At 59.5% G+C, this 23,142-nt stretch carries 24 protein-coding genes; 11 read left to right on the top strand and 13 right to left on the bottom strand.

Going from position 1 to position 23,142, the window contains the following annotated elements; genetic code table 11:
• The first annotated feature begins 36 nt into the window (after positions 1-36).
• From PL640_RS06400 to PL640_RS06385, 4 genes are read left to right on the top strand one after another with little or no spacing between them, the layout of a single operon-like run.
• On the top strand, positions 37-507 hold the full coding sequence (locus PL640_RS06400; RefSeq protein ID WP_271361141.1) for a RidA family protein: 471 nt from the start codon (positions 37-39) through the stop codon (positions 505-507).
• A complete protein-coding gene (locus tag PL640_RS06395; protein WP_161991184.1) occupies positions 504-1,244 on the top strand; it encodes a glycerophosphodiester phosphodiesterase in 741 nt (246 codons plus the stop codon). The genes PL640_RS06400 and PL640_RS06395 overlap by 4 nt, the downstream gene beginning before the upstream one ends.
• Complete coding sequence (locus PL640_RS06390; protein WP_271361139.1) at positions 1,241-2,434, top strand: GNAT family N-acetyltransferase; 1,194 nt, start codon at positions 1,241-1,243, stop codon at positions 2,432-2,434. Before PL640_RS06395 ends, PL640_RS06390 begins: the two co-directional genes overlap by 4 nt.
• 22 nt (positions 2,435-2,456) lie before the next feature.
• Positions 2,457-2,888 carry an HIT family protein gene (locus PL640_RS06385; protein ID WP_271361138.1) on the top strand — a complete coding sequence of 144 codons (432 nt, stop codon included), beginning with the start codon at positions 2,457-2,459 and terminating at the stop codon, positions 2,886-2,888.
• A 178-nt stretch (positions 2,889-3,066) separates the two neighbouring features.
• Here PL640_RS06385 and PL640_RS06380 read toward each other — a convergent pair whose 3' ends face one another.
• Positions 3,067-3,918 (bottom strand): urea carboxylase-associated family protein, encoded by an 852-nt coding sequence (locus PL640_RS06380; protein ID WP_271361137.1) that lies wholly within the window; start codon positions 3,916-3,918, stop codon positions 3,067-3,069.
• 109 nt (positions 3,919-4,027) lie between these two features.
• On the opposite strand from PL640_RS06380, the gene PL640_RS06375 reads away from it, so the two are divergent.
• Positions 4,028-4,918 carry a LysR family transcriptional regulator gene (locus tag PL640_RS06375; protein WP_271361136.1) on the top strand — a complete coding sequence of 297 codons (891 nt, stop codon included), beginning with the start codon at positions 4,028-4,030 and terminating at the stop codon, positions 4,916-4,918.
• Here the strand turns inward: PL640_RS06375 and PL640_RS06370 are convergent.
• From PL640_RS06370 to cckA, 6 genes are all read right to left on the bottom strand, one after another.
• On the bottom strand, positions 4,897-5,847 hold the full coding sequence (locus PL640_RS06370) for a phosphatase PAP2 family protein (RefSeq protein WP_271361463.1): 951 nt from the start codon (positions 5,845-5,847) through the stop codon (positions 4,897-4,899). The genes PL640_RS06375 and PL640_RS06370 overlap by 22 nt on opposite strands.
• A gap of 70 nt (positions 5,848-5,917) precedes the next feature.
• Complete coding sequence (locus PL640_RS06365; RefSeq protein ID WP_271361135.1) at positions 5,918-6,262, bottom strand: AzlD domain-containing protein; 345 nt, start codon at positions 6,260-6,262, stop codon at positions 5,918-5,920.
• Complete coding sequence (locus tag PL640_RS06360; protein WP_142839680.1) at positions 6,259-7,017, bottom strand: AzlC family ABC transporter permease; 759 nt, start codon at positions 7,015-7,017, stop codon at positions 6,259-6,261. Before PL640_RS06360 ends, PL640_RS06365 begins: the two co-directional genes overlap by 4 nt.
• A 68-nt stretch (positions 7,018-7,085) precedes the next feature.
• Entirely contained in the window at positions 7,086-9,602 is a 2,517-nt protein-coding gene (clpA, locus tag PL640_RS06355; RefSeq protein WP_142839679.1) for an ATP-dependent Clp protease ATP-binding subunit ClpA, read from the bottom strand.
• A 10-nt stretch (positions 9,603-9,612) separates the two neighbouring features.
• On the bottom strand, positions 9,613-9,966 hold the full coding sequence (gene clpS / locus PL640_RS06350) for an ATP-dependent Clp protease adapter ClpS (protein ID WP_142839678.1): 354 nt from the start codon (positions 9,964-9,966) through the stop codon (positions 9,613-9,615).
• Between the two features lie 317 nt (positions 9,967-10,283).
• Entirely contained in the window at positions 10,284-12,869 is a 2,586-nt protein-coding gene (gene cckA / locus PL640_RS06345; protein ID WP_271361134.1) for a cell cycle histidine kinase CckA, read from the bottom strand.
• A gap of 332 nt (positions 12,870-13,201) precedes the next feature.
• Here cckA and PL640_RS06340 point away from each other — a divergent pair, with 332 nt between their 5' ends.
• Positions 13,202-14,485, top strand: coding sequence for a flagellar biosynthetic protein FliO (locus tag PL640_RS06340; protein WP_271361133.1), 1,284 nt, complete (start codon positions 13,202-13,204; stop codon positions 14,483-14,485).
• Positions 14,486-14,598: 113 nt separating this feature from the next.
• Here PL640_RS06340 and dksA read toward each other — a convergent pair whose 3' ends face one another.
• Positions 14,599-15,018 carry an RNA polymerase-binding protein DksA gene (dksA, locus tag PL640_RS06335; protein WP_046800250.1) on the bottom strand — a complete coding sequence of 140 codons (420 nt, stop codon included), beginning with the start codon at positions 15,016-15,018 and terminating at the stop codon, positions 14,599-14,601.
• Between the two features lie 302 nt (positions 15,019-15,320).
• Between dksA and PL640_RS06330 the strand changes: the two genes are divergently transcribed.
• From PL640_RS06330 to PL640_RS06315, 4 genes are all read left to right on the top strand, one after another.
• Positions 15,321-15,797, top strand: a complete 477-nt coding sequence (locus tag PL640_RS06330; RefSeq protein WP_237681348.1) for a SixA phosphatase family protein — start codon at positions 15,321-15,323, stop codon at positions 15,795-15,797.
• Positions 15,798-15,927: 130 nt separating this feature from the next.
• The gene (locus tag PL640_RS06325) at positions 15,928-17,406 is read left to right on the top strand and encodes a YcjX family protein (protein WP_271361132.1); all 1,479 of its coding nucleotides are present in this window, start codon (positions 15,928-15,930) and stop codon (positions 17,404-17,406) included.
• On the top strand, positions 17,403-18,482 hold the full coding sequence (locus tag PL640_RS06320; RefSeq protein ID WP_271361131.1) for a YcjF family protein: 1,080 nt from the start codon (positions 17,403-17,405) through the stop codon (positions 18,480-18,482). Before PL640_RS06325 ends, PL640_RS06320 begins: the two co-directional genes overlap by 4 nt.
• A 129-nt stretch (positions 18,483-18,611) precedes the next feature.
• Positions 18,612-19,172: a hypothetical protein gene (locus PL640_RS06315; RefSeq protein WP_142839672.1), complete on the top strand. Its 561-nt coding sequence runs from the start codon at positions 18,612-18,614 to the stop codon at positions 19,170-19,172.
• 14 nt (positions 19,173-19,186) lie between these two features.
• Here PL640_RS06315 and folK read toward each other — a convergent pair whose 3' ends face one another.
• The 3 genes from folK to folP form a co-directional block, all read right to left on the bottom strand.
• A complete protein-coding gene (gene folK, locus PL640_RS06310; protein WP_271361462.1) occupies positions 19,187-19,702 on the bottom strand; it encodes a 2-amino-4-hydroxy-6-hydroxymethyldihydropteridine diphosphokinase in 516 nt (171 codons plus the stop codon).
• A 4-nt stretch (positions 19,703-19,706) separates the two neighbouring features.
• The gene (gene folB / locus PL640_RS06305) at positions 19,707-20,072 is read right to left on the bottom strand and encodes a dihydroneopterin aldolase (RefSeq protein ID WP_142839671.1); all 366 of its coding nucleotides are present in this window, start codon (positions 20,070-20,072) and stop codon (positions 19,707-19,709) included.
• A gap of 78 nt (positions 20,073-20,150) precedes the next feature.
• On the bottom strand, positions 20,151-21,011 hold the full coding sequence (gene folP, locus PL640_RS06300) for a dihydropteroate synthase (protein WP_442867051.1): 861 nt from the start codon (positions 21,009-21,011) through the stop codon (positions 20,151-20,153).
• Between the two features lie 104 nt (positions 21,012-21,115).
• On the opposite strand from folP, the gene PL640_RS06295 reads away from it, so the two are divergent.
• Positions 21,116-21,742, top strand: coding sequence for a DUF922 domain-containing Zn-dependent protease (locus PL640_RS06295; RefSeq protein ID WP_142839670.1), 627 nt, complete (start codon positions 21,116-21,118; stop codon positions 21,740-21,742).
• 309 nt (positions 21,743-22,051) lie between these two features.
• Here the strand turns inward: PL640_RS06295 and PL640_RS06290 are convergent, their stop codons facing one another.
• Together PL640_RS06290 and PL640_RS06285 are read right to left on the bottom strand one after the other, a co-directional pair.
• Complete coding sequence (locus tag PL640_RS06290; protein WP_142839669.1) at positions 22,052-22,372, bottom strand: 2Fe-2S iron-sulfur cluster-binding protein; 321 nt, start codon at positions 22,370-22,372, stop codon at positions 22,052-22,054.
• 130 nt (positions 22,373-22,502) lie between these two features.
• Positions 22,503-22,871 carry an Hpt domain-containing protein gene (locus PL640_RS06285; RefSeq protein WP_142839668.1) on the bottom strand — a complete coding sequence of 123 codons (369 nt, stop codon included), beginning with the start codon at positions 22,869-22,871 and terminating at the stop codon, positions 22,503-22,505.
• Between the last annotated feature and the right edge of the window lie 271 nt (positions 22,872-23,142).

The raw sequence follows: 23,142 nt of genomic DNA, 5'->3' as shown, positions 1-23,142 counted from the left end.
ATTCTTGAAGGATTTACAACAAAACCGGAGACGAAAATGTCTGATGTCATCGAAGGCCGCCTCAAGGAACTTGGCTTTACGCTTCCCGTAGCCGCAGCACCAGCCGCAAACTACGTTCCCTTCACCATCAGCGGCAATCTGCTTTATGTATCGGGTCAACTGCCGATGGAATCTGGCAAGATTGCGGTGACCGGCCTAGTTGGCCGCGATGTAGACGTGCTAGGCGCCCAGCGCGCCGCCGAATTATGCGCCGTCAACATTCTCGCACAGGTCAAGGCCGCGTTGAATGGCGACCTCTCGAAAATCCGCCGTGTCATCAAGCTGAATGGCTTTGTTGCCTCCGTTCCGGAATTCGTCGAACAGCACCTCGTCATCAACGGCGCCTCCAATCTTCTCGCCAATGTTCTCGGTGATGCCGGCAAGCATGCCCGCGCCGCCGTTGGCATGGCCTGCCTGCCCTTCAATGCCGCCGTCGAGATCGACGCCATCGTGGAAATCGACGCATGACACTGAAACTTTCCTGGCTGACGGCGCAGCCCGTCGCCCATCGCGGTTATCATGATCTCAACAAGGCGGTCTGGGAAAACACGCTATCGGCCTTTTCCCGCGCCATCGAGGCCGGGTTCGCCATCGAATGCGACGTGCAGCTGGCGGCCGACAGCGTGCCGGTGATCTTTCACGACGACGACATGGCGCGCCTGACCGGCATCAAGGGCGACGTGCGCGAACGCACCTCCGGCGAACTATCGATGCTTTCCATCGGCCAGACGAAGGATCGTGTTCCGACGCTGAAGCAGCTTCTGGCGCTCTGCGCCGGCAAGGTGCCGCTGGTGATCGAGCTGAAAGGCCGGCAGGGCGAAGGCGTCGATGACGGTTTTGCCGAGGCGGTTCTGGAGGACCTCGAGGGTTACAAGGGCCATGTGGCGCTGATGAGTTTCGACCATCATCTGCTGAAAGACCTGAAAGCTGCGGGTTCTCCCTGGCCGCTGGGTCTGACGGCCGAAGGCAACAAGCCGGAAGACTTCTTCAAACACGACGAAGCGATGCAGCTTGGGCTTGATTTCATCTCCTATCATTGGGGTCATCTGCCCAACAGCTTCATCGAGGCGCAAAGAAAACTCGGGCTTCCGGTAATTACCTGGACAGTCAGGGATGAAAATGCGCGCGAGACCACCTATAAATATGCGGACCAGATGACATTCGAAGGTTTCGACCCGAGAGAGAACCCCTCCGCCACGGCATGACAGAAGACTATTCCATTCGCGTTGCGCAATCCCTGGAGGATATCGATCCGGAAAGCTGGAAACGGCTTTCCGGAACTTCTCGCAACACGTCAGGAAAACCGTATAATCCTTTTATCTCCCACGCATTTTTATCATCGATGGAAGCGTCCGGATCGGCGACGGCCAAGACCGGCTGGCTTGGAAACCATCTGCTGCTCGAAAACGCGTCCGGTGATCTGGTCGGGGCAATACCGGCCTATCTGAAGAACCACAGCAAGGGCGAATATGTGTTCGACCATGGCTGGGCGGATGCCTTTGAGCGGGCCGGCGGCCATTATTATCCGAAACTGCAATGTTCGGTTCCCTTCACCCCGGCGACCGGGCCGCGGCTGCTCACTTCCGAAACAGTGGACGAAACGCGCTTCAAGCCGCTTCTGGCCTCCGGCCTTGCCCAGGTGACGGAAAAGATCGGCGTTTCGTCCGCACACGTGACGTTTCTGCCCGAAGACGACCTGTCAGCCCTTTTGCCCCGTGATTTCCTGCACAGGACAGACCAGCAATTCCATTTCATCAATAACGGCTATCGCGACCATGATGATTTTCTCGACGCCCTTTCCTCGCGCAAGCGCAAGGGGCTGAAAAAGGAACGTCGTGCAGCGCTGGAAAACGGCATCGAAATCGACTGGTTGACCGGAAGCGATCTGACCGAGGATATCTGGGACCAGTTCTTCGCCTTCTATCTGGATACCGGCGGCCGCAAATGGGGCCGGCCCTATCTGACGCGGGAGTTTTATTCGCTGATCGGCGAACGCATGGCCGACGATGTGCTGCTGGTGATGGCGAAACGCGATGGGCGTTACATTGCCGGTGCGATCAACTTCATAGGCTCGGATGCGCTTTATGGCCGCCACTGGGGTTGCATCGAGGACCATCCCTTTCTGCATTTCGAGGTCTGTTATCATCAGGCAATCGATTTCGCGCTGGCGAAGGGATTGAAGCGAGTGGAAGCCGGCGCCCAGGGCGAACACAAGCTGGCGCGCGGTTATGTGCCGGTCACCACCCATTCGGCACATTTCATCGTCCATCCGGGCCTGCGCCGCGCCATCGCCGACTATCTTCAGCGCGAGCGCGAAGAGGTAGAGCATATCGGCGACTATCTTGATGAACACACGCCCTTCCGCAAGGGCGAGAGACAGGAACCGGACGTTTAGTCCGCCATGAGGAGAGATCACGATGACGGCCAGCACCTATGACGACAACAATATCTTCGCAAAAATCCTGCGTGGCGAAATTCCAAGCCACAAGCTTTACGAGGACGAGCATACGCTGGCCTTCATGGATGTGATGCCGCAGGCCCCAGGCCACCTGCTGGTCGTTCCGAAAACCGGTTCGCGCAACCTGCTCGATGCCGACCCGGAAGTGCTGGCGAAAACCATTCCCGTGGTGCAGAAACTCGCCGTTGCGGCAAAGGAAGCCTTCGATGCCGATGGCGTCTTCATCGCCCAGTTCAACGAGCCGGCGGCTGGCCAGACCGTGTTCCACCTGCATTTTCACGTCATTCCGCGCAAGGAAGGCGAGCCGCTGAAGCCGCATTCCGGCACCATGGCCGATGGTGAGGTGCTGAAGGCCCATGCAGAGAAGATTAGAGCGGCGCTCGCTTCGTGACGGGTGCTGAAATACCTACGCGTTTGGCGGAACAGAGGCATCCGCATACCGTCACCCCGGACTTGATCCGGGGTCCAGTGCGATCAAGTCCTTGATCGCGGAAGAGTTCTTTCACGGCGCAGACGCGCCGTGGCTGGATGCCGGATCTGGTCCAGCATGACGACAGTGATGTTTACCATCACTCCACAGGGTGATAGGCATTTCTTTCCGGCCACGGCCAGCCCTCAAGCACCGCCATATCCGGCCGGAATATCTCCACCTTCAGCGGGTAACACGCAGCCGCGTCGCTGGAATGGGCCGAGCCGCAATCACCACCCGGGCAGGCGGAGAGCGCACCGATGAGGTCTATTTCCGCAAAGAGTTCCAGAAAGTCGCCCGGTCGCACGGGGCTCGCCTTCATGAAATATTGGTGTGTGTCGCGGGTAAAGCCCGTGCACATGAAGACGTTCAGTACATCATGCACATGCGGTTCCGCCTCCCTAAATGACAGGCCGCTCGCCGAAGCAAGGGCGTTCGTCAGGTTCGAATGGCAACAATGGTGGTAATCGCCACCACTCAGCAGCTTGTGGGTATAGGGATCGCAGCGGGTGCCGATCACATCATGCACACCGCCGCCATCCTCATCCCAGCCGTACCATGACAGCGTATCGTGGGTGATGGTCGCCATGGGCCGAAGAGACGGCAGGTTGCTCCACAGCCGGTTGCCGACGGAAACATGGGTAGCATGCAGGGCGCGGGTCTTGCCGCTGAAAAAACGCTCATTCAGGTCATGGGCGTTCCACAGATTCAAATCCCCGACCTGCGGACCTTCGATGCTGACGATGCGGAAAAAATGCCCCTTCGGCACATTGAAAGTACGACCGTCGCGCGGCGGCACGATCACTTCATCGATCTTTTCCATGCCCTCTTTTGCCTTTTCCAGACGCGAAAGGTCCGGCGTCTCAAGCGTACCATTCGGATAAACGACGACGGGACGGATAGCGCGGCGCGCGGCGGCATCGACGGGTTCGGCGGCAGGCACAGGGGTCATGAAATCCTCGAAGCGATGAAATGTCGATGTGAAATTGCGGCATGAACGCCCGGCTGACAAGGCAGGTTTTTCTTGCGCTCAGCCCAAGCGTAACTTACCCTCATCAATCATGAAACTGCCGCCGCTTGCCACTCTCCGCGCTTTCGAATCCGCCGCCAGAAAACAGAGCTTTTCTCTGGCCGCGCAGGAACTTGGCATGACGGCAACCGCCGTCAGTCAGCATGTGCGCAATCTGGAAGCCTGGCTTGGCGTGGCTCTGTTCGACCGGCATGCGAGAGGCGTGAGGCTTACTCCGGCAGGCCGGGAATTCGGTATCACGGTTTCAGGCGGTCTGCGGCAGATCGCCTCCGGGGCGGAACGTATCCGCCGGGGTCGTGATCGCATGACTGTGCACCTTGCCAGCCTGCCCTCGGTGGTGGCGCATTTTCTGACGCCCCGCCTGCCCCGCTTCCGGGCCTTGCATCCGGACATACAGGTGTCGATCAGTTATGCTGGAGCGGATCACACCGTGGAGGCCGATCTCAGCATCATACATGGTGCCGCCCCTGCACAGAAAGCCGTGGCGCTCTTCAGTGCCGAGACGCGCCCGACATGCGCGCCGGCTTACATTGCAAAATCCGGCCCTTTTGATGACGCATCGAGCCTATGTCAGGCGGAGTTACTCCATGACGACGGCGAGACGGCATGGCGGGACTGGCTGGCAACAGCTCACCTACCCCTGCCACACAGCGCCGGGCCAATCTTTGCGGATTTCAACCTGCTGGTGACCGCGCTGAAGGCCGGTCAGGGTATCGGTCTGTGCCCGACTGCGCTTCTGCGCGACGAGATCACCGAGGGGCAATTGACAGTGCTTTTTGACCGAGCGGCCGATACGGAAAAATACTATTGGCTGATAGAAGCCGAAGAGATGAGCGCATCGGCCCGGCTGCTATCCGACTGGCTTCTCACGGAAGCCCGCGAGAGCGAAACCCGTGGCAATTATTCCGCTGCGGCAAGTTGAGCCGGAGCGGTTATCGTCTCACGGGTCTGCTCCCTTGCCGACATCCAGTTGAGCAGGCGGGCCGAGGCGGCGCAGACGATGACAAAAGCGATGAGACCGCCGAAAACATCGGCAAGATGGTGTCCGCCCTGAACGAGAACAGCCAGTAGCATCACGAAATTCAATGGCAGGATCACCGACATCGCCAGCCAGTGACGCGGCACAAACCAGACGGACATAGCCGCCATGAAGATGTGGAATGACGGAAAGCCAATCAGCCCCAGCACATTTCTGGGTGTGAGGTAGCTTACGCCTTCCTGACCCAGTCGCATCAACTCACGCCCGTAAGCAGGGTCGACCGCCAATGGAATTGTCTGGGCAACCCACTGCGGCAACTCATGATAGGCTTTGGCACCATAGGTCGGGAAAAATATCCAGAAGGTGATGCTGGCCATCGCGCCAATCACGCCTGTGACGAGAAAATGGTGCAGCATCCTGTCCTTACCGGTGAAACCCAGCGTGATGATGATCAGCAGGAGTTGCGGTAAGGAGGTGGCGTAAACCATGAACAGCGTTTTGCCAATCCAGGGATATGTGGCTGCCCAAATAACGATATCCGGCCAGCTATAACCAAAAGCCGCATCCACGCGGAAAAGCGCCTGATCGATGACCGGAAAGGCGACCGGCAGAAACATGTAGTTGAAAACCGAGGCGACGAGCGAAAACAGGATAAATAACCCGCTCGAAATCAGGGCAGTGGCGATGCGAAGATCACGCCCGCTTTTGCGATAGAACTGACCCAGGACGAAAACGCCCGATCCCGCCAGCGCACACAAAAAATATCCGGCATAGTCGACGCTGACGCCTTTGACGGCGATCAATGTCGCATCGATGACGAATAATATGGCTATAACGCCAAGTACAAAACGTTCTGCCGCAAATAGTCGCATGGAATTGCCGCCCCGGTTCCAGTCAACGGCAAAGTAGGGCAATGGGCTTAATATTCGGATAAGGCGTGTATTAAAAATCGAGTACAAACAGCCCGCCGGCCAGAAGCACGATCGGGACAGCCACGCCGACGATGACACGCTGGCCGGCAAGCAGGAATGCGATGAAACCGAGGGCCGCCGCACCGATACGTAGCCATATGGGTGTGGCTTCCAGCGTTCCGGTTGGAAAGACGATCAGCTTGGCGGTAACGGCCATGACCAGCGAGGTAGCGACCGCCCTCACCCAATAAAGCGCCTCGGAATCTTCCTTCAGGCGGTTGCCGGCGAGAACGCCGAGCCAGCGCCACAGATCGGTCGCCAGCCAGCCGGCGATGGCGATGAACAGATAGGGCGCCCACCAGTTTTCGGTCATCATGGCTCACTCTCCGGCGACACGGGTTTGATCTTTCGGCGAAAGACGAAGCGGTCGATCATATAGGCAAGCGTGCCTCCGCCGATGCCGGCATAGAGAATATCGAATTCGGGGGCGATAACCGCAAAGGCCGGCCCGGCGATCACGCCGATGACAAAAGCCACCTTGACGACAGAATGGCGGGCTGACGCCCAGATCGATGCCACGAAATAGACCGGTGTCAGGAAAAACAGCACACCGGCAACCAGCGGCGGAAAGGCGGCGACGACGCCATAACACAGGCCGACGATGATGGCGTTGATGACGGTAAGCGTGATGCCGAAACCGGCAAACCAGGCGGCGCGTGCCTCACGCGGCACTTTCGACAGATTCTGCGTGGCGAAAACCCAGGCGGTGATGGCGACAAAATGCGAGAGAAACAGCAATATCCATGTCGGCGTCTTCGCACCGCGCATCTCCGGCACAATGGAGGCGACCATCGGCATCATTCGGACCGACGATAATGTGACCGCCAGAAAACAGGCGGCGAGATTGGCGCCGCCAACCATGGAGCCGATCAGGATCATCTTGGCCGGCAGAGCCCAGATCACCAGCGTCATGAACACCGCTTCGCCGCGTGGCACGCCGGATTCCAGCGCAAAGGCGCTGAAACCGACAAAGGAGGTCATGAGAATGAGCGAGGGCAGCGAGAATATGCCCCGCATTCCCCTGAAGAACCAGCCACGCAGGGGGATGGTATTGCTATCGGCCGTTTGCATTCATTATCCGCTACACATGAAAATGCCGGGCTTTCGCCCGGCATCGGTTTATCGGTCGCGTCACCGCATCATTTCTTCTTCGGCACCTTTGGCACCGTATTGGCCTTGCGGCGCGGTTTGTTCTCTTCGCCGGGCTTGTCCGCCTCAGCGACCAGAACATCCGCCTCCTCATTGACTGTCGCCGCCTTCGAGGCGGGTTTCGCCTTGGCCTTCGACGCCTTGCCTGGCGACTTGGCAGCCTTCAGCTCCGCTTCCGGCTTCGGCTTTACGGGTGCGGTTTCCGGCAGAACCTCGAGCATGAGGCCATCGGAACCGTCGTCCTTCTTGCCGACGGTGACGCTGACGACGCCACCCTTCTTGAGCTTGCCAAAGAGGATTTCATTGGCGAGCGGCTTCTTGATATGTTCCTGGATGACGCGCGACAGCGGGCGAGCACCCATCTTTTCGTCGTAACCCTTGTCCGCCAGCCACGAGATCGCATCTTCATGCAGATCGAAGGTGACATTGCGTTCGGACAGCTGGGTTTCCAGCTGCATGACGAACTTCTGCACGACCTTGTGGATGACGGCGGTCGGCAGCGGCGAGAACGGAATGATCGCATCCAGACGGTTACGGAATTCCGGCGTGAACAGGCGGTTGATCGCCTCCTCATCCTCACCCGTGCGGCGCGAAGAACCGAAACCGATGGCCGACTTGGCCATTTCGGACGCACCCGCATTGGTCGTCATGATGAGAATGACGTTGCGGAAGTCGATCTTCTTGCCGTTATGATCGGTCAGCGAGCCATGGTCCATCACCTGCAACAGAATGTTGTAGATGTCGGGATGCGCCTTTTCGATTTCGTCCAGCAGCACCACGGAATGCGGATGCTGATCGACGCCATCGGTCAGGAGACCGCCCTGATCGAAACCGACATAACCGGGAGGTGCGCCGAGCAGGCGCGACACGGTATGGCGCTCCATATATTCCGACATGTCGAAGCGCAGCATCTCGACGCCCAGCGAGGCGGCAAGCTGCTTGGCCACTTCCGTCTTGCCGACGCCGGTCGGGCCAGAGAAGACGTAGGAGCCGATCGGCTTGTTCGGTTCACGCAGGCCGGCACGGGCGAGCTTGATGGCCGTTGCCAGCGCCTCGATGGCGATGTCCTGACCATAAACGACCGAGCGCAGTTCCTTTTCGAGATTGGCGAGAACCATCTCGTCGTCCTTGGACACCGTCTTCGGAGGGATGCGGGCCATCGTTGCGATGGTGGCCTCGATCTCCTTTTCGGTGATCAGCTTGCGGCGCTTGGAAGCGGGCAGCAGCATCTGCGCGGCACCGGTTTCATCGATCACGTCGATCGCCTTGTCCGGCAGCTTGCGGTCGGAGATGTAGCGGGCCGACAGTTCAACGGCAGCCTTGATCGCCTCATTGGAATATCTGAGGTGATGATAATCCTCGAAATAGGGCTTCAGACCCTTCATGATCGCGATGGTGTCGTCAATCGACGGCTCGTTGACGTCGATCTTCTGGAAACGACGCACCAGTGCGCGGTCCTTTTCGAAGAACTGCCGATATTCCTTGTAGGTCGTCGAACCGATGCAGCGGATCGCGCCCGAAGACAGCGCCGGCTTCAACAGGTTCGATGCATCCATCGCGCCACCTGAAGTGGCGCCAGCGCCGATGACGGTGTGGATTTCGTCGATGAACAGCACCGCGCCCGGAAACTCTTCGAGTTCCTTGACGACCTGCTTCAGACGCTCCTCGAAATCACCGCGATAACGGGTGCCAGCAAGCAGCGTACCCATGTCGAGCGAGAAGATCGTGTCGTTGGCGAGCGCTTCCGGCACCTTGCCTTCAACGATGCGCTTGGCCAAGCCTTCGGCGATCGCCGTCTTGCCCACGCCGGGATCCCCCACATAAAGCGGGTTGTTCTTGGAACGGCGGCAGAGGATCTGGATGGTGCGGTTGACCTCTTCATGGCGGCCGATCAGCGGGTCGATCTTGCCGTTGCGCGCCTTGTCGTTGAGGTTGACGCAATAGGCCTTCAGCGCGTCCTGCTGCTTTTTGGCGGACGGGCCTTCTTCCTCGGGATTGCTGCGGCTTGCCTTGTTGTCGCTTTCCGGCTCATCGGCACCACGCGGCGCACGCGTCTGCGACGTGCCCGGACGCTTGCCAATGCCGTGGGAGATGTAATTGACCGCGTCGTAACGGGTCATTTCCTGCTCCTGCAGGAAATAGGCGGCATGGCTTTCGCGCTCGGCGAAAATCGCCACAAGCACGTTGGCGCCGGTCACTTCCTCGCGGCCGGACGATTGTACATGAATAACGGCCCGCTGGATGACCCGCTGGAAGCCGGATGTGGGTTTGGAATCCTCGTCGTAACCGGTCACGAGGTTGGTCAGTTCATTGTCGACATAATCGCTGACGGTCTTGCGCAGCGCATCGAGATCGACATTGCAGGCACCCATCACGGCGGCGGCATCCGCGTCGTCGATCAGCGCCAGAAGGAGATGTTCAAGCGTCGCATATTCGTGGTGACGCTCATTTGCAAAGGTCAGTGCCTGGTGCAGCGCCTTCTCGAGACTCGGGGAAAAAGTTGGCACGTTGCGATCCTCATTTCTTTTCCATGACGCACTGCAGCGGATGCTGGTGCTGTCGGGCGAAATCCATGACCTGGCTTACTTTCGTCTCTGCGACCTCATATGTAAACACCCCGCATTCTCCCACGCCGTGCTGGTGCACGTGCAGCATGATACGGGTTGCCGCTTCGCGATCCTTCTGGAAAAAACGCTCCAGAATATGGATGACGAACTCCATGGGAGTGTAGTCGTCATTCAGTAAAAGAACACGGTACAAATTCGGTCTTTTCGTCTTTGCCTTGACGCGGGTGATAACGGAGGTGCCGCGGTTGTTGCCGCCTTCTTCCCCGTCGCCCTCGCCCTGCATGTAGATCGGCCTAGCGATCATCTTTCATCATTCTCCACACTATTCTCGAACCGACAGCTCATCGCCAGCAGGGAGAACTTCGCCTCTTCATATCTAGGTCGTCGTGACGTGATTTTAAGCCCCTTGCGCAACGGCGCAATCACTATTGCGTTTGGGAAGGGGCAAACCTCGGGAAAAGTAGGGATGTGAAGGCTTCCTGAGGGTGGCGCAGACAAACCGGCGATGGCGGCGGGTTTTCGTCCCGTCGGAAAGGGCAACAATGACCGACAGTGGAAGCGAATCTCTGTCGCACCGCCCTGCCGTTACTCCCTCTTACCCGGCGTTGTCACCCAGCATCGTCACCCGGCATTGTCATCCAGCATTTCGCGCACGGCGATCGCCAGCTGCTTCAGGGAGAACGGCTTCGGCAGGAATCCGAATTTGGCATCTGCCGGCAGGTTTTTCGCAAAGGCGTCCTCCGCATAACCGGACACGAAGATGAACTTCAGGTCGGGATAGGACTTGCGCAGTTCCCGCAGCAACGAAGGGCCGTCCATTTCAGGCATCACCACATCGGAAACGACGATATCGACCTTGCCCTCCAGCTCCTCCATCACCTCCAGCGCCTCGGTGCCGGAGCCCGCCTCATGCACGGTGTAGCCACGGGTTTCCAGCATGCGTTTGCCGCCGCGTCGTACCGCCTCCTCGTCCTCCACCAGAAGCACGACAGCGGAGTTGCCGGTGAGGTCCAGCGGTTCTTCCTTCACTGGCTCAGGTGCCGCCACGGGAGTGAGCGCTGCTTCACCGGGCTGCTGGCCCGCAACGGCTTCCACCACATGGCGCGGCAGGTAGATGCGGAACGCAGTGCCCTTGCCCACTTCCGATTCGGGATAGATGTAACCGCCGGACTGCTTGACGATGCCGTAGACCATCGACAGGCCGAGACCGGTGCCCTTTCCGACTTCCTTGGTCGTGAAGAAGGGTTCGAAAATCTTGTCCATGATTTCAGGCGGAATGCCGGTGCCGTTATCGCCGACCTCGACCATGACCATGTCTTCCGCCGGAACTTCCGGACGGCCAAGCGCAGCCGCCTCCTTCGCATCCACATTACGGGTGCGGATGGTGATCTTGCCACCATCAGGCATGGCATCACGCGCATTGACGCAGAGATTGATCAGCACCTGCTCGAATTGCGACAGGTCGGTCTTTACCGGCCAGAGATCGCGGCCATAATCCACCTCGAGCTTGACATTGGTTCCGGAAATCAATCGGTCGACCAGCATGCGCAGATCGCCGATCACGTCGGTCAGGTTCAGCACCGCCGGGCGCATGGTCTGCTTGCGCGAGAAGGCCAGCAGCTGGCGCACCAGAACCGCCGCGCGGTTGGCATTGCGCTTGATCTCCATGAGGTCGGCAAAGCTCGGATCGGCGGGCCGCGCCTGCAGGAGCAAGTGATCGGACGACAGCAGAATGGCGGTGAGCACATTGTTGAAATCGTGGGCTATGCCGCCCGCCAGCGTGCCGACGGCGTTCATCTTCTGCGTCTGCGCCATCTGGGTTTCGAGCGCCTTCTGCTCCGTCACCTCGATGGCATAAACGATTGCCACCTCTTCCGGCGCCTCGTCGTCCTGATCGATGACGGCGTTTACGTAGAAACGGAAATGCCTGGTCTCGTCGCTCGGGTGGCGCGAATCGAACGGCGCGATATCGCCCTGACGATCCTTCGCCTCGGCGAGAGTCTGTTCCAGCCGCGGCTTCTCATTGTCGTGAAGGACGGTTTCGAGCGCCACGCCGCGGTCGATATCGTCACGTCCGACAACACCGGAAAACAGCTTGAGGAAGGGTGCGTTGATGCGCAGAATGCGGCCTTCGCCATCCAGCGAAGCGATCGCCATCGGCGTATTGTTGAAAAAGCGCGTGAAGCGCATGGCGGAGGAGGATTCCGTATCCTCCTGTCCCTTGGGGCGCATCAGAACGATCGTCCGGCTCTCGCCCGGTGCACCGTCCTTGGAACTGACCTGATGCACAAGGCGGGCCGGCATGCTCTGGCCGTTAACCCGGCGCATGTCGAGATCGAGGATTTCGGTGCGCTTGGCGCTGTCCTGCGGATGGACGGATTCGATCAGCGCCATGCCTTCGCCAGCGACGATGTCGGACACCGTCATCGAACCGGGCGAAAACTGCGCAAGATCGATGCCCAGCCATTCCGACAGGGTAGCGTTCAGATAAACGATCTCGCCCTTGCGTCCGGCGGAAAAGAAACCGGCCGGCGCGTGGTCGAGATAATCGATGGCATTCTGCAATTCGCGGAAAAACCGTTCCTGATCCTCACGCTCCGGCGTGATGTCGGCGATCTGGAACACGTGCAACCCCTCGCCACCCGCATCCTTCAGCACCCGGCCTTTAAGCCTGTACCAGTGCGGCCCGGCGCTCGCATCCTCGCCAAGCGGCTTCTGCAGCCGGAACTCCTCGTAACCGTCACGGCCTTCCCGCAGCACATTGATGAGCCGGTAAAGCGCCTCGGTCGATTCCCGGCTGCGCGACAAAAGCGTTTCAAGGCTCTGTATATCGCTCGCCCTGGTGGTGCCGCTCATGCGGCAATAGGTGGCGTTGGCATAAACCATATGCCCCTTGGCATCGGTGATCAGCGTGCCTTCAGGGTGGGCCGACAGGAAACGGCGGGCAAGCCCGTCCGACTGCGACTGCGGCATGACCTCGATGAAACCGATGATCGACGACACCAGAAAAAAGATGCCCATCATCGCCAGCACGCCGAGAATGCCGAGCACGATTTCGTTTTCCAAAGAGTTCTTGAAATAAACGAAGGCGGCGGCAGCGGCGATCAGTACCAGCGCCAGAAGCAGGATGCGCAAAACCGTGCCGGAACGGGCACGCCTGTCCACCAGCGGAAGGTCGTTGTCGCTTGTCTCGCGCACCCGTGTCATCTTGGCCTCGCAGTCGTGCAGGTCGTCATTCGGTCAGCCACGGTCCTCGACGGAATCGGGCGTTAAAATTTCTTGTAGCAACTCGCTTGAGCATCAAAAAGCTCCGCCGGGCCACAAAGGCTTAAAAACGCACAGGGAAAACGGCCTGAGAGGCGCAATGCACAGGCGTTTCCGTCGACGAGGGAACCGAAAGCCGCACCAACCGGTTTTGTGTTCCAGGGGGACGGTGGCGGATAAACCTTGTATCGCGTCCAAAAAAATCGTCTTTTCCTGCTTGACGTTCACACTATAAGAACCACGGCAATATTAATTGCTCGAAAAAATCTGAAGGGATGATCTCCATGATGGATGATTTTATCGGCACCTATGGAAACAATCTCATCGTCGCCGTCGTCGGTGTGGGTGTGGCGCTTCTCGTTCTGGCGATTGCTTTATGGCTTCTGCGCAGGCGCAGCGGTTCCTCTCCATTTATCCGTGGTGGGCGCAACCGGCAGCCGCGCCTGCAGGTTCTCGACGCGACGGCCGTTGATGCGCGCCGCCGTCTGGTGCTGGTTCGCCGCGACAATGTCGAGCACCTGGTGATGATTGGCGGGCCGACAGATATCGTCATCGAAAGCGGTATCGGCGCAATCCCGATCGTCAGGGACGTGCAGGAGCCGGAACTGAAGGCACTGCCGCGTCAGGAAAGCGAGCCAAAGAGAGCCGAGCCGTCCATTCCCCAGGAACGCCGCGCCGCCCTGCCGCAACAGCAGCCCGTCGCAGCACCAGCCGCAGCCACAGCGCCAGCCCCGGCTCCCGTCTCACAGGAACCGGTAAGGCAGCCGCAGCAACGGCCGGAGCCCACCGCACCTGCTCCTCGCCCGGCACAACCGGCCGCAACAACGTCACCATTGCCGCCGCGTCCATCGACACCACCCCAACCCGTATCACCGCCGCCGGTCGCAGTTCGCGAGCCCGCTCCGCCGGTGAGGCAGGCCGCGCCCGAGAGGGAGATCCCTCGCCCAACGCCGCAACCGTCAGCAGTGGTTGCGGCTGTTCCTGCAGCAACCATTGTGCCAGCCGTCGCCGCATCGCTCGACACGGCCGGCGAACGCAGCGAACCGCGTCGTGCGGAACCCTTCACGCCCGCTCCGGTACAAACACCGATACCGGTCGTTTCGCCGGCTCCCGCACAGGTGACGCAGGCAAAGGTGGAGGAAGAACGGCCAACGGTCATCGCTCCACCGGTTTTTGCCGCGCGCGAGCCGGTGCTCGATCAATCCAGCGCCGCAGATTTTCTCGACGCGGCGCGCGAGCGGGTTCTTCCCGGCCTCAAGTCCGAGCAGAATGCACCGCCGGCCCCTTTCCCGCCGAAACCGGAAACTCCCGCTTTTGCGTCCAATGACGCTGAGCCGAAATTTTCCGATGAGCTGGCCAGCGATTTCGAGAGCTTTCTCGAAGCCGAGATAGCCAAGAGCCGGGATGCGGACAATGAACCGTCCATTGCCGCCGCCCCGGAAAAGCAGCAGAAAAACGAACCCGTTTCGCCACCAGTTACCGGAGCGTCGCCAGATGGTGACGTGCAGAAAGAAATGGCGCGTATTTTCGGCGAGCTTTCCGTTACCCGCGACCGCTGAGGCGGCGCGCATGAAGCTTCAATGCAAAAGGGCACGGAATAATTCCGTGCCCTTTTTGTATGTCCGGTGCTTGAGATGGCCGGTTCGCCGCAGCGTCCGGCACAGCAGCCTTGTTATTCGTCGCGATAAACTTTTTCGCGACGCTCGTGACGTTCCTGCGCCTCGATGGAAAGTGTCGCTATCGGGCGGGCGTCAAGACGCTTGAGGCCGATAGGTTCACCCGTTTCCTCACAGAAACCGTAGGTGCCGTCTTCGATCCGCTGAAGAGCCGCATCGATTTTGGAAATCAGCTTGCGCTGACGGTCGCGGGCGCGAAGTTCGATCGCCCGGTCTGTTTCGGATGAAGCCCGGTCAGCGAGATCGGGGTGATTGGCGCTTTCTTCGGCGAGATGTCCGAGGGTCTCGCGCGCTTCTCTCAGGATGTCATTTTTCCAGGCGACCAGCTTCGCGCGGAAGTAGGCCCGCTGGCTGGCATTCATGAACTCGTCGTCTTCCGAGAGTACATATTTGCTAAGATCGATCTTCTCACTCAACGCGATTCTCCTCGAAGAACATCTCAATGCGGCGGTGTATACTCCAATGATATAGGCCGGTTCAAGTCTACAGATCAGTTTTCAGGCATTTTTAAAACTGACACAAAAATCATCTAAATGACTAATTTTTATCCTTTATTGGCGTCGAGGTGATCTGTTCTTCGATCACTTCAATGCGACTTGCCAACAGGAAAGAGGACTTGCGGTCCCTTGATCCTATCCTGTAGCATCCGGCTGTACCCCAGAGTTTCGAACGCCGGTTCCTGCCCTTGACAGATTCTCATCCGAAGCGAGTTTATCTTTTGCGCCACGCCAAAGCCGCCTGGGCGGCGCCGGGGGAACGCGATTTCGATCGTGGATTGAATGAAGCAGGTTTTGCCGAGGCGGAGATCGTTGCCGACCTTGCCGCCGACCGGCGTTACCGCCCCGACATGCTCCTATCCTCCACCGCCGCACGCTGCCGGCAGACCACGCAGGCCTGGCAGCGCGCCTTCAACGAAGGCATCGAAATCGCCTATGTCGATGAGATGTATAATGCGCGCAGCGAAACCTATCTCTCCCTCATCGCAGCGCAGACGGATGCTGGTTCGGTGATGCTGGTGGGCCATAACCCCACCATGGAAGCGACACTGGAAGCGATGATCGGCGAAGACCTGCTGCATGCCGCCCTGCCCTCCGGTTTCCCGACAGCAGGGCTTGCCGTACTCGATCACGACGGCAGTGCTGTAAACGGCGCGGATCGCTGGCGACTGGTCGATTTTCTCTCACCCGGCAAGTAGCCGCCCATTACGTCATGGCGCTATCGCCGACGGTATCACTCGTGAAAATCCACCGGGGCGCTTCTTTTTTGGGCAGCCGCGACTTCCTATATTGCAGCCGTGATCATGAACCACAGCCGGGAAACTGCCATTGCCGCCTTCTCTGACGTCCCTGACAGACAGTGCGCTTATCGCGCTCGATAATCTGGCCGACCGTGCGAGCAACCTCACCCATCCGACATTGCGGCTTGGTGTTACAGGCCTTTCGCGGGCGGGAAAGACAGTTTTCATTTCCTCCCTCGTCCACAATCTCCTGAATGGCGGCCGCCTGCCCTTATTCGAGGCCATGCGGTCAGGCCGCGTCTCGAATGTGCGCCTCGAGCCGCAGCCGGACGATGCCATTCCCCGCTTCCAGTACGAAGACCATATTCAGGCGCTGGTGCGCGACAGGCTGTGGCCGGATTCGACGCGGGCAATCTCGGAACTCAGGATCACGCTGGATTACCAGAGCGCCAGCGGCTGGGGCCGGTGGTTCTCGGCCGGCAAGCTATCCATCGATATCGTCGATTATCCCGGCGAATGGCTGCTCGACCTGCCGCTTCTGTCACAGGATTACAAACAGTTCAGTGACGCGACCGTCGCACTTGCCGGGAGCGGCATCCGCGCCGAACTGGCGCAGGAATGGCTGGCGATCGCCTCTCCGCTCGATATCAATGCACCTGCCGATGAGATGACGGCGCGGCGGCTGGCGGAAAGTTTCGCGGCCTATCTGAAAGCCTGCAAATCCGACGAGAGATCGCTCTCCACCCTGCCGCCCGGCCGTTTCCTGATGCCGGGCGATCTGGAAGGTTCTCCGGCGCTGACCTTTGCGCCCCTGCCGGGGCTGACCGACGAAAAAGCGCCAAAGGGCTCGTTGCGGGCGATGATGGAGCGGCGTTACGACGCCTATAAGTCGATCGTGGTCAAACCCTTCTTCCGCGAGCATTTCGCCCGTCTCGACCGTCAGATCGTGCTGATTGACACCCTGCAGGCCGTCAATCGCGGACCGGAGGCCGTTCAGGATCTGGAACGGGCGCTGGGCGATGTGCTTGCCTGTTTCCGCCCCGGCACCAATAGTCTGTTATCCTCGCTGATCGGCCGGCGCATCGACAAGGTGCTGATTGCCGCCACCAAGGCCGACCATCTGCATCACGAAAGCCATGACCGGCTGGAGCGGCTGACCCGTCGTCTGGTGGACCGCGCCATCACCACCATCGGCATGAACGGCGCCGGCATCGAGGTCATGGCGCTTGCTTCCGTGCGCGCCACCAGAGAGGCAAGCGTGCGTCAGGACGGGCACGAGCTTCCGGTTATCGTCGGTACGCCGATGGCTGGGGAAACCATCAATGGCGAGACCTTCGACGGCAATCGCAAAACGGCGATCTTTCCCGGCGACCTGCCCGAAGACCCGGAACCGTTGTTTCGCAGCATCGACGAGGATGGCAACAAGGCGACGCTGCCGGATGTCAATGTCGTGCGCTTCCGCCCGCCCAATGTGGACGAGCCGGGCAGCGGCGGCATCCGGCTTTCCGTTCCCCATATCAGGCTCGACCGCGCCATGCAGTTCCTGTTCGGAGACAAGCTCGCATGAAGGCTCCCACACCAAACGATCCGCAGGCCCGCCGCCCGGCAGCCTTCACGCTCGAGACAGAGGAGACGGCACGGCCGTCGCCGGCGCAGAAACGTGCCCCGCGCAGCTTCGATACCGAGATTTCATTGACGCCGGACGAGGACGATCCGTTTCTGGCGCCTGAAGAGATCGATGCGGCCGCATTGCCGGTGGCCTCGCCGAAGAAAAACCGCTTCTCTTTCGGCAAGCTCGCGCTCGGCGCGCTTGGCGTCCTGTTCTCGCTCGCCTTCGGGCTTTGGGCGGACCAGCTTATCCGTAACCTGTTCTCCCGCTCCGACTGGCTGGGTTACACGGCGAGTATCGCCCTTATCGTCGCGCTCTTCGCCGTTCTCGTCCTTGTCGGGCGGGAAGTCTTCGGCATCATGCGGCTCAACGCCGTGCAGTCTCTCAAGGCCGATGCCGAGACGGCGAGCCTCGACAAGAGCCCGAAACCTGCCCGCGCCGTCATCACCCGTCTCAATGCCGTTCTCTCCCACCGGGCCGAAACGGCCAAGGGTCGGGCGGCGCTGAAAGATACGGAAAACGATGTGATCGACGGCCCGCATCTCATCGAGCTTGCCGAGCGTGAATTGCTGGCGCCGCTCGACCGGCAGGCACGGGCGCTGATTCTCAATTCCTCCAAGCGTGTCTCCGTGGTCACCGCCGTCAGCCCGCGTGCCATCGTCGATCTCGCTTATGTGCTGTTCGAAGTGACGCGACTGGTTCGGGGCATGGCGGAGCTTTATGGCGGCCGCCCCGGTACGCTCGGCATGCTGCGGCTGCTGCGCGATGTCGTCGCCCATCTGGCCGTCACGGGTTCGATCGCGGTTGGAGATGGTCTCGCCCAGCAGGTCCTTGGACACGGGCTTGCCTCGAAGCTTTCCGCCCGCCTCGGCGAAGGCGTCATCAACGGCCTAATGACGGCGCGAATCGGTATCGCAGCAATGGACCTTTGCCGCCCGCTGCCGTTTCGTGCGGTGAAGCGGCCGGGGATCGGTGATTTCATGTCCGACCTGACACCCGATTTAAGCGGCGGAAAAAGCGGTGAAAAAGCCTGATCGGCCGGACAAGCGCGGTTCAAAAGGTTACGAACGAAACCGCAAATGCAGGTGAAATAAACCAAGCATTAACCATTCCGCCGGTAGATTGCCGCCTATAGAACAGGCTTCTTCGCCGGGGAAAGTATCATGTATTCGCGCTTCTTTTCGCTTGTGGGCGGACTTGCCGCCATATTGTCCGTCAGCGGCGGTTTCGGCCTGTCTGACGTCCATGCCGCATCGCGCGATCGCGACGACGTGTTCTTCCGCTCGGTGGCCGGCGTCTGGAAAGGTCCGGGCGAAATCGTCGCGGGCAAATACAAGGGCACCAAATTCACCTGTGATCTGACGGGCGAACCGCTTGATGACAAAAAGACCGGCATCAAGCTTGGCGGCACCTGCCGCGTCGGCGTCTTCAGCCAGCCCATGTCCGCCATCATCAGCCAGAAGGGCAGCAGCTACGAAGGCAAGTTCCTCGACGGCGCCGAAGGCAAGGGACTGGACATCACCTCCGGACAGGTCAACGGCGACAAGGTCGTCGTCGGCATCAACCGTTCCAAGCTCAATGGCGCCATGGTTGCTCGCGTCTCGAGTGACAACTCGATGAACATCACCATTTCCGTCAAGGTCGCCGACCAGATGATCCCCGTCATCGGCGTGACGCTGGCGCGCGATATCGACCAGCTCGCCGTCGGTTCGATCAAGCCCTAAGCGCGATAATCCTCTCAGTCATTACCGAGCGGGAGTGTCCACCACTCCCGCTTTTCGTTTGTGCGGACAATACCGCTTCTATCCGCCTGCTGAAGCCATTCCCGCACCGGCTTTCCCTTCACCTCGATATCCGGGGCAATCTCGGCGAGCGGCATCAGCACGAAAGCCCGCCCCGTCATGCGCGGATGCGGCACTTCGATGCTTTCCGTTACGATAGATTCATTGCCGTAGGTCAGCACATCGATATCGATGGTGCGCGGGCCCCAGCGTTCCGTGCGTACCCGCTTCATGCCCCTTTCAATGTCGAGGCATAATAGCAGCAGCGCGGGCGCCGTAAGCGAGGTTTCGACCAGCGCACAGCAATTGAAGAAATCCGCCTGATCTGTCTTGCCCCAGGGAGGCGTGCGATAAAGACCGGAGACGGCCAGCAGGCGGCAATTTTCATGCATATCCAGTTCGTGCAAGGCCTTGGCCATCGCGGCGGCGGGATCGCCGATATTGCCGCCAAGACCCAATGCGGCGACGGTCATCTTTTCAGGCACGGTGTTCAACGCTCACCTGCGCGTAGTCGAGAATGCCGGGAACGGGAGCGGACGGTTTACGCACCGTGATGCGCAACCAGACGATCTGCGGGTACCGGGCGCGCAGCGCCTTGGCGATGTCGTTCGCCAGCGCCTCGATGAGATAACGGCGCTGCCCGACGACTATTTTTTCGATGACGGCGAAGGCCACACCATAATCGACGGTATTTTCGATCTCGTCGGTTTCCAGCGCATCACCCGCCTCGACCTCCATCTCGGCATCGACGAAAAAGCGCTGGCCCAGCACCTCCTCCTGCTCGAGAAGGCCATGACGGGCGAAAAAGGAACAGTTTTTCAGGATGATGGTATAGCGGCTCATCGCATCGCCTCCATGGCAGGAATGTTTCGCCCGAAAACCGCGCCTTCATGGGGACACGGCGCTCCGGCACTCGTTGATCTACGCATCGGCCTTTGCCGACGATTTGGCAAGAACCGCATCGGCAATTGCCAGTGCATCGCGTGTGGCAATGACATTGTGCACGCGAAAAATCGAAGCACCCGAAAGGCGCAGGATCGCTGTCGTCGCAGCCGTTCCGATATCGCGTTCGGACGCAGCATCCCGGCCCGTCAGCGACCCGATGAAACGCTTGCGCGACGTGCCGGCGAGAACCGGCAGGCCGAAAGCGGCAAGCTCACCGAATCGCGCCATCAGCTCGACATTTTCGCGCTCGTCCTTGGCAAACCCGAAACCGGGATCGAGCACGACGGCATCTCGGGCAACACCCGCATCCTGCGCAATCTCCAGCGAGCGATTGAGGAATTCGAACTGGTCCTCTATGACATCGGCCCGTTTTTGCCTGTCGCGGCCGGTATGCATGATGCAGACGCCGGCGCACGCGGCGGCGATCACGCCGGCCATTTCCGCATCCTTCTGCAAGCCGAAGACATCATTGACGATATGCGCGCCCGCCTCGATCGAAAGCCTTGCCGTCGACGCACGATAGGTATCGACGGAAATCAGGACATCCGTCTCGTGGCGCAGCCTCTCGATGACCGGCAGGACCCGATCCTGCTCCTGCGCCTCTGTCACCTGCGCCGCACCCGGTCGGGTGGATTCGCCGCCGATATCGATGATATCAGCCCCCTGTTCCACACAGCTCAATGCATGGGAAAAAGCCGCATCGACGGCGAGAAAACGGCCGCCATCGGAAAATGAATCGGGCGTGGCGTTGACGATGGCCATAATACGGCCACGCCCATCAAGTTTCAGGGAGCGGCCATGGGCCGCTTGCCACACGTTGCTGCCGGCTGTTATCACGTAACACGCGCCTTTCGGGAATAACGGAATGTTATGCCAATTCTTATAGGTTCCGCTTCGCCTATGCAGCAAACGATTTTCAAGTTCAACCGGAAGGCCGGGTCATGACCAAATCATCACGTGCTCTTTGCGTCGCCCTTGCGGGCGCGCTGGCACTTTCTTCGGCCGGGCCGGCTTTTTCCGACACCATCGTCCGCAAGACCTATTCCTATTTTTCGATCACCGGCAAAACCGCCGCCGATCTCGACCAGCAGCTTTCCAAGCATGGCCCGCTGACGCGCAACACCGGCGCGCGCCATCCCGGTGCGACCGAGATTAAATTCGGCGGCGAACTCACCTATGTGGAAAAAAACGGCCAGTGTAGCGTTGGAACGGCCAAGGTTCTTTTGAACACCCGCATCCTTTTGCCGCGATGGAAAAACCGCCGCCGCACCACGGCGGAGCTGGCCTTCATCTGGGATACGCTGCTTGCCGATATCAAGCGCCATGAGGAACGGCACGCGGAAATCGCCCGTACCCATGCCCGTTCGCTCGAAAGACAGCTGGCGGCCCTTCATCCGCAGAAAAATTGCGAGACGCTGCAGGAAATGGTCGGCAAGATCACCCAGACGGTGATGGATGAGCATGACAGAGACCAGCTGCGTTTCGATGTGGTGGAATCGAAAAATTTTGATGCCCGCATGACCCGGCTTTTGAAAAACCGGCTCGAACAGGGGCAGAACAGGCGGTAAATCGCCCTCGCCGCATCTCCCATTAAAGGCGCAACGCAACGGAAACATGACGTTACGTCATGTCCGATCTCACCCGTGACTTCTCGTCATGGTGCCGCCGCCGAGACTCATTGTAGCTTGTTCATATGGTTTTTAACGGTTGTGGCCCGCAGCGGGTCCGGCGCTTGAAACCCTCTCCGGTTCTCCCGGTGCGCACTTGAGGGCTCGCAGGTGTTTCCTCCCTCGCCTGCATGCTGCGTACCCGCCTCGCCCCGCTCTCCTCTATCTGGTGAGCGGGGCTTTTTCTGCGGCCGACAAAGTGGAGAGCCTTCAGCCCTGGCGTTCGGGAACGTGAACGACGAGACCGTCAAGCTCGTCATTCATCTTGATCTGACAGGAGAGACGCGAGGTGGGGCGCACTTCGAAGGCGAAATCCAGCATGTCCTCTTCCATCGGCTCCGGCCCGCCGACACGCTCCGCCCAGGCGTCATCAACATAGACATGACAGGTCGCGCAGGCACAGGCGCCGCCACATTCCGCATCGATGCCCGGAATGGAGTTGCGCACGGCGTTCTCCATGACGGTGGAACCGTTGCTCACATCGAGTTCATGGGGCGTGCCGTCAAAGGCAACGATGGTCAGTTTTGTCATGCCGGAATCCAAAATGGTGATCTAAGAACTGTTCTAAACACATAGAAAGGCCGGTTCGCCTTGGCAACCCGCTTCAAGGGTGCACAGGCGGAACCGGCCTTGTAAAATGACAAATTTGATGAACTCCGCCTCAGCGGCAGAGCTTGAGGATGAAGTTTTCCGCCTCGACGATGGTTGCCGCGAGTTTTGCAATCGCGGCGCTGTCCTTGCCCTGGTCCTCTACCGCAGCTGCGGCGGCGGAAACCGCCGGGGCGCCGACGGCCTGTGCAGCGCCCTTCAGGCGGTGGGCGGTTGCCCGCACGGCCTTGTCGTCAGCATCGGCAATTTCATGCAATGCGGCGCGGGCGTTGCGGCTGAACAGTTGCAGGACTTCGATTTCCAGATCCTTGTCACCCATCGTCTGACGGGCAAGATGATCGAAATCGATCGGCTTTTTCGTAACGGCCGGCGCACCGCCGCAATTATCCGGAGCTTCGAAAGCAATACTGACCGCTGCCATGGCTGGAATTCCTTGTCTCGCCGTTTCCTGTTTCGTGTCACATCTGTGTCGTATTTACGCATCCAAACCGGTGCTATCGGCTTAAATTACGGCGTGACGCGGGCGAAAATCTTCTGCTATGGTTAATTTATGTTAAACTTATGCGAAACAAGGCGTTCAGAGCGAAACTCAGGTTTAAAAACTGTTAAAAAGCCGACACTTCGCCGCTGCCGTAAATCCGCATTAATTGTTTCGAACACCTAAATGTGTCACTACGGTACTGCCGTTAAGA

The organism is Agrobacterium sp. ST15.16.024, from assembly GCF_027956545.1.
GTDB lineage: Bacteria > Pseudomonadota > Alphaproteobacteria > Rhizobiales > Rhizobiaceae > Agrobacterium > Agrobacterium cucumeris.
This window is presented reverse-complemented; position numbering and strand designations above follow the sequence as displayed.

Excerpts from the sequence above, each read along its gene's own strand:
- PL640_RS06290 (WP_142839669.1), bottom strand. The coding sequence starts at position 22,372 with ATGACAAAACTGACCATCGTTGCCTTTGACGGCACGCCCCATGAACTC.
- folB (WP_142839671.1), bottom strand. The coding sequence starts at position 20,072 with ATGAGCCGCTATACCATCATCCTGAAAAACTGTTCCTTTTTCGCCCGT.
- PL640_RS06295 (WP_142839670.1), top strand. The coding sequence starts at position 21,116 with ATGACCAAATCATCACGTGCTCTTTGCGTCGCCCTTGCGGGCGCGCTG.
- PL640_RS06285 (WP_142839668.1), bottom strand. The coding sequence starts at position 22,871 with ATGGCAGCGGTCAGTATTGCTTTCGAAGCTCCGGATAATTGCGGCGGT.
- PL640_RS06315 (WP_142839672.1), top strand. The coding sequence starts at position 18,612 with ATGTATTCGCGCTTCTTTTCGCTTGTGGGCGGACTTGCCGCCATATTG.
- clpS (WP_142839678.1), bottom strand. The coding sequence starts at position 9,966 with ATGATCGCTAGGCCGATCTACATGCAGGGCGAGGGCGACGGGGAAGAA.
- PL640_RS06340 (WP_271361133.1), top strand. The coding sequence starts at position 13,202 with ATGATCTCCATGATGGATGATTTTATCGGCACCTATGGAAACAATCTC.
- PL640_RS06375 (WP_271361136.1), top strand. The coding sequence starts at position 4,028 with ATGAAACTGCCGCCGCTTGCCACTCTCCGCGCTTTCGAATCCGCCGCC.
- PL640_RS06370 (WP_271361463.1), bottom strand. The coding sequence starts at position 5,847 with ATGCGACTATTTGCGGCAGAACGTTTTGTACTTGGCGTTATAGCCATA.
- PL640_RS06320 (WP_271361131.1), top strand. The coding sequence starts at position 17,403 with ATGAAGGCTCCCACACCAAACGATCCGCAGGCCCGCCGCCCGGCAGCC.
- folK (WP_271361462.1), bottom strand. The coding sequence starts at position 19,702 with ATGACCGTCGCCGCATTGGGTCTTGGCGGCAATATCGGCGATCCCGCC.
- PL640_RS06390 (WP_271361139.1), top strand. The coding sequence starts at position 1,241 with ATGACAGAAGACTATTCCATTCGCGTTGCGCAATCCCTGGAGGATATC.
- PL640_RS06385 (WP_271361138.1), top strand. The coding sequence starts at position 2,457 with ATGACGGCCAGCACCTATGACGACAACAATATCTTCGCAAAAATCCTG.
- PL640_RS06365 (WP_271361135.1), bottom strand. The coding sequence starts at position 6,262 with ATGATGACCGAAAACTGGTGGGCGCCCTATCTGTTCATCGCCATCGCC.
- PL640_RS06380 (WP_271361137.1), bottom strand. The coding sequence starts at position 3,918 with ATGACCCCTGTGCCTGCCGCCGAACCCGTCGATGCCGCCGCGCGCCGC.
- PL640_RS06400 (WP_271361141.1), top strand. The coding sequence starts at position 37 with ATGTCTGATGTCATCGAAGGCCGCCTCAAGGAACTTGGCTTTACGCTT.
- PL640_RS06395 (WP_161991184.1), top strand. The coding sequence starts at position 504 with ATGACACTGAAACTTTCCTGGCTGACGGCGCAGCCCGTCGCCCATCGC.
- PL640_RS06360 (WP_142839680.1), bottom strand. The coding sequence starts at position 7,017 with ATGCAAACGGCCGATAGCAATACCATCCCCCTGCGTGGCTGGTTCTTC.
- cckA (WP_271361134.1), bottom strand. The coding sequence starts at position 12,869 with ATGACACGGGTGCGCGAGACAAGCGACAACGACCTTCCGCTGGTGGAC.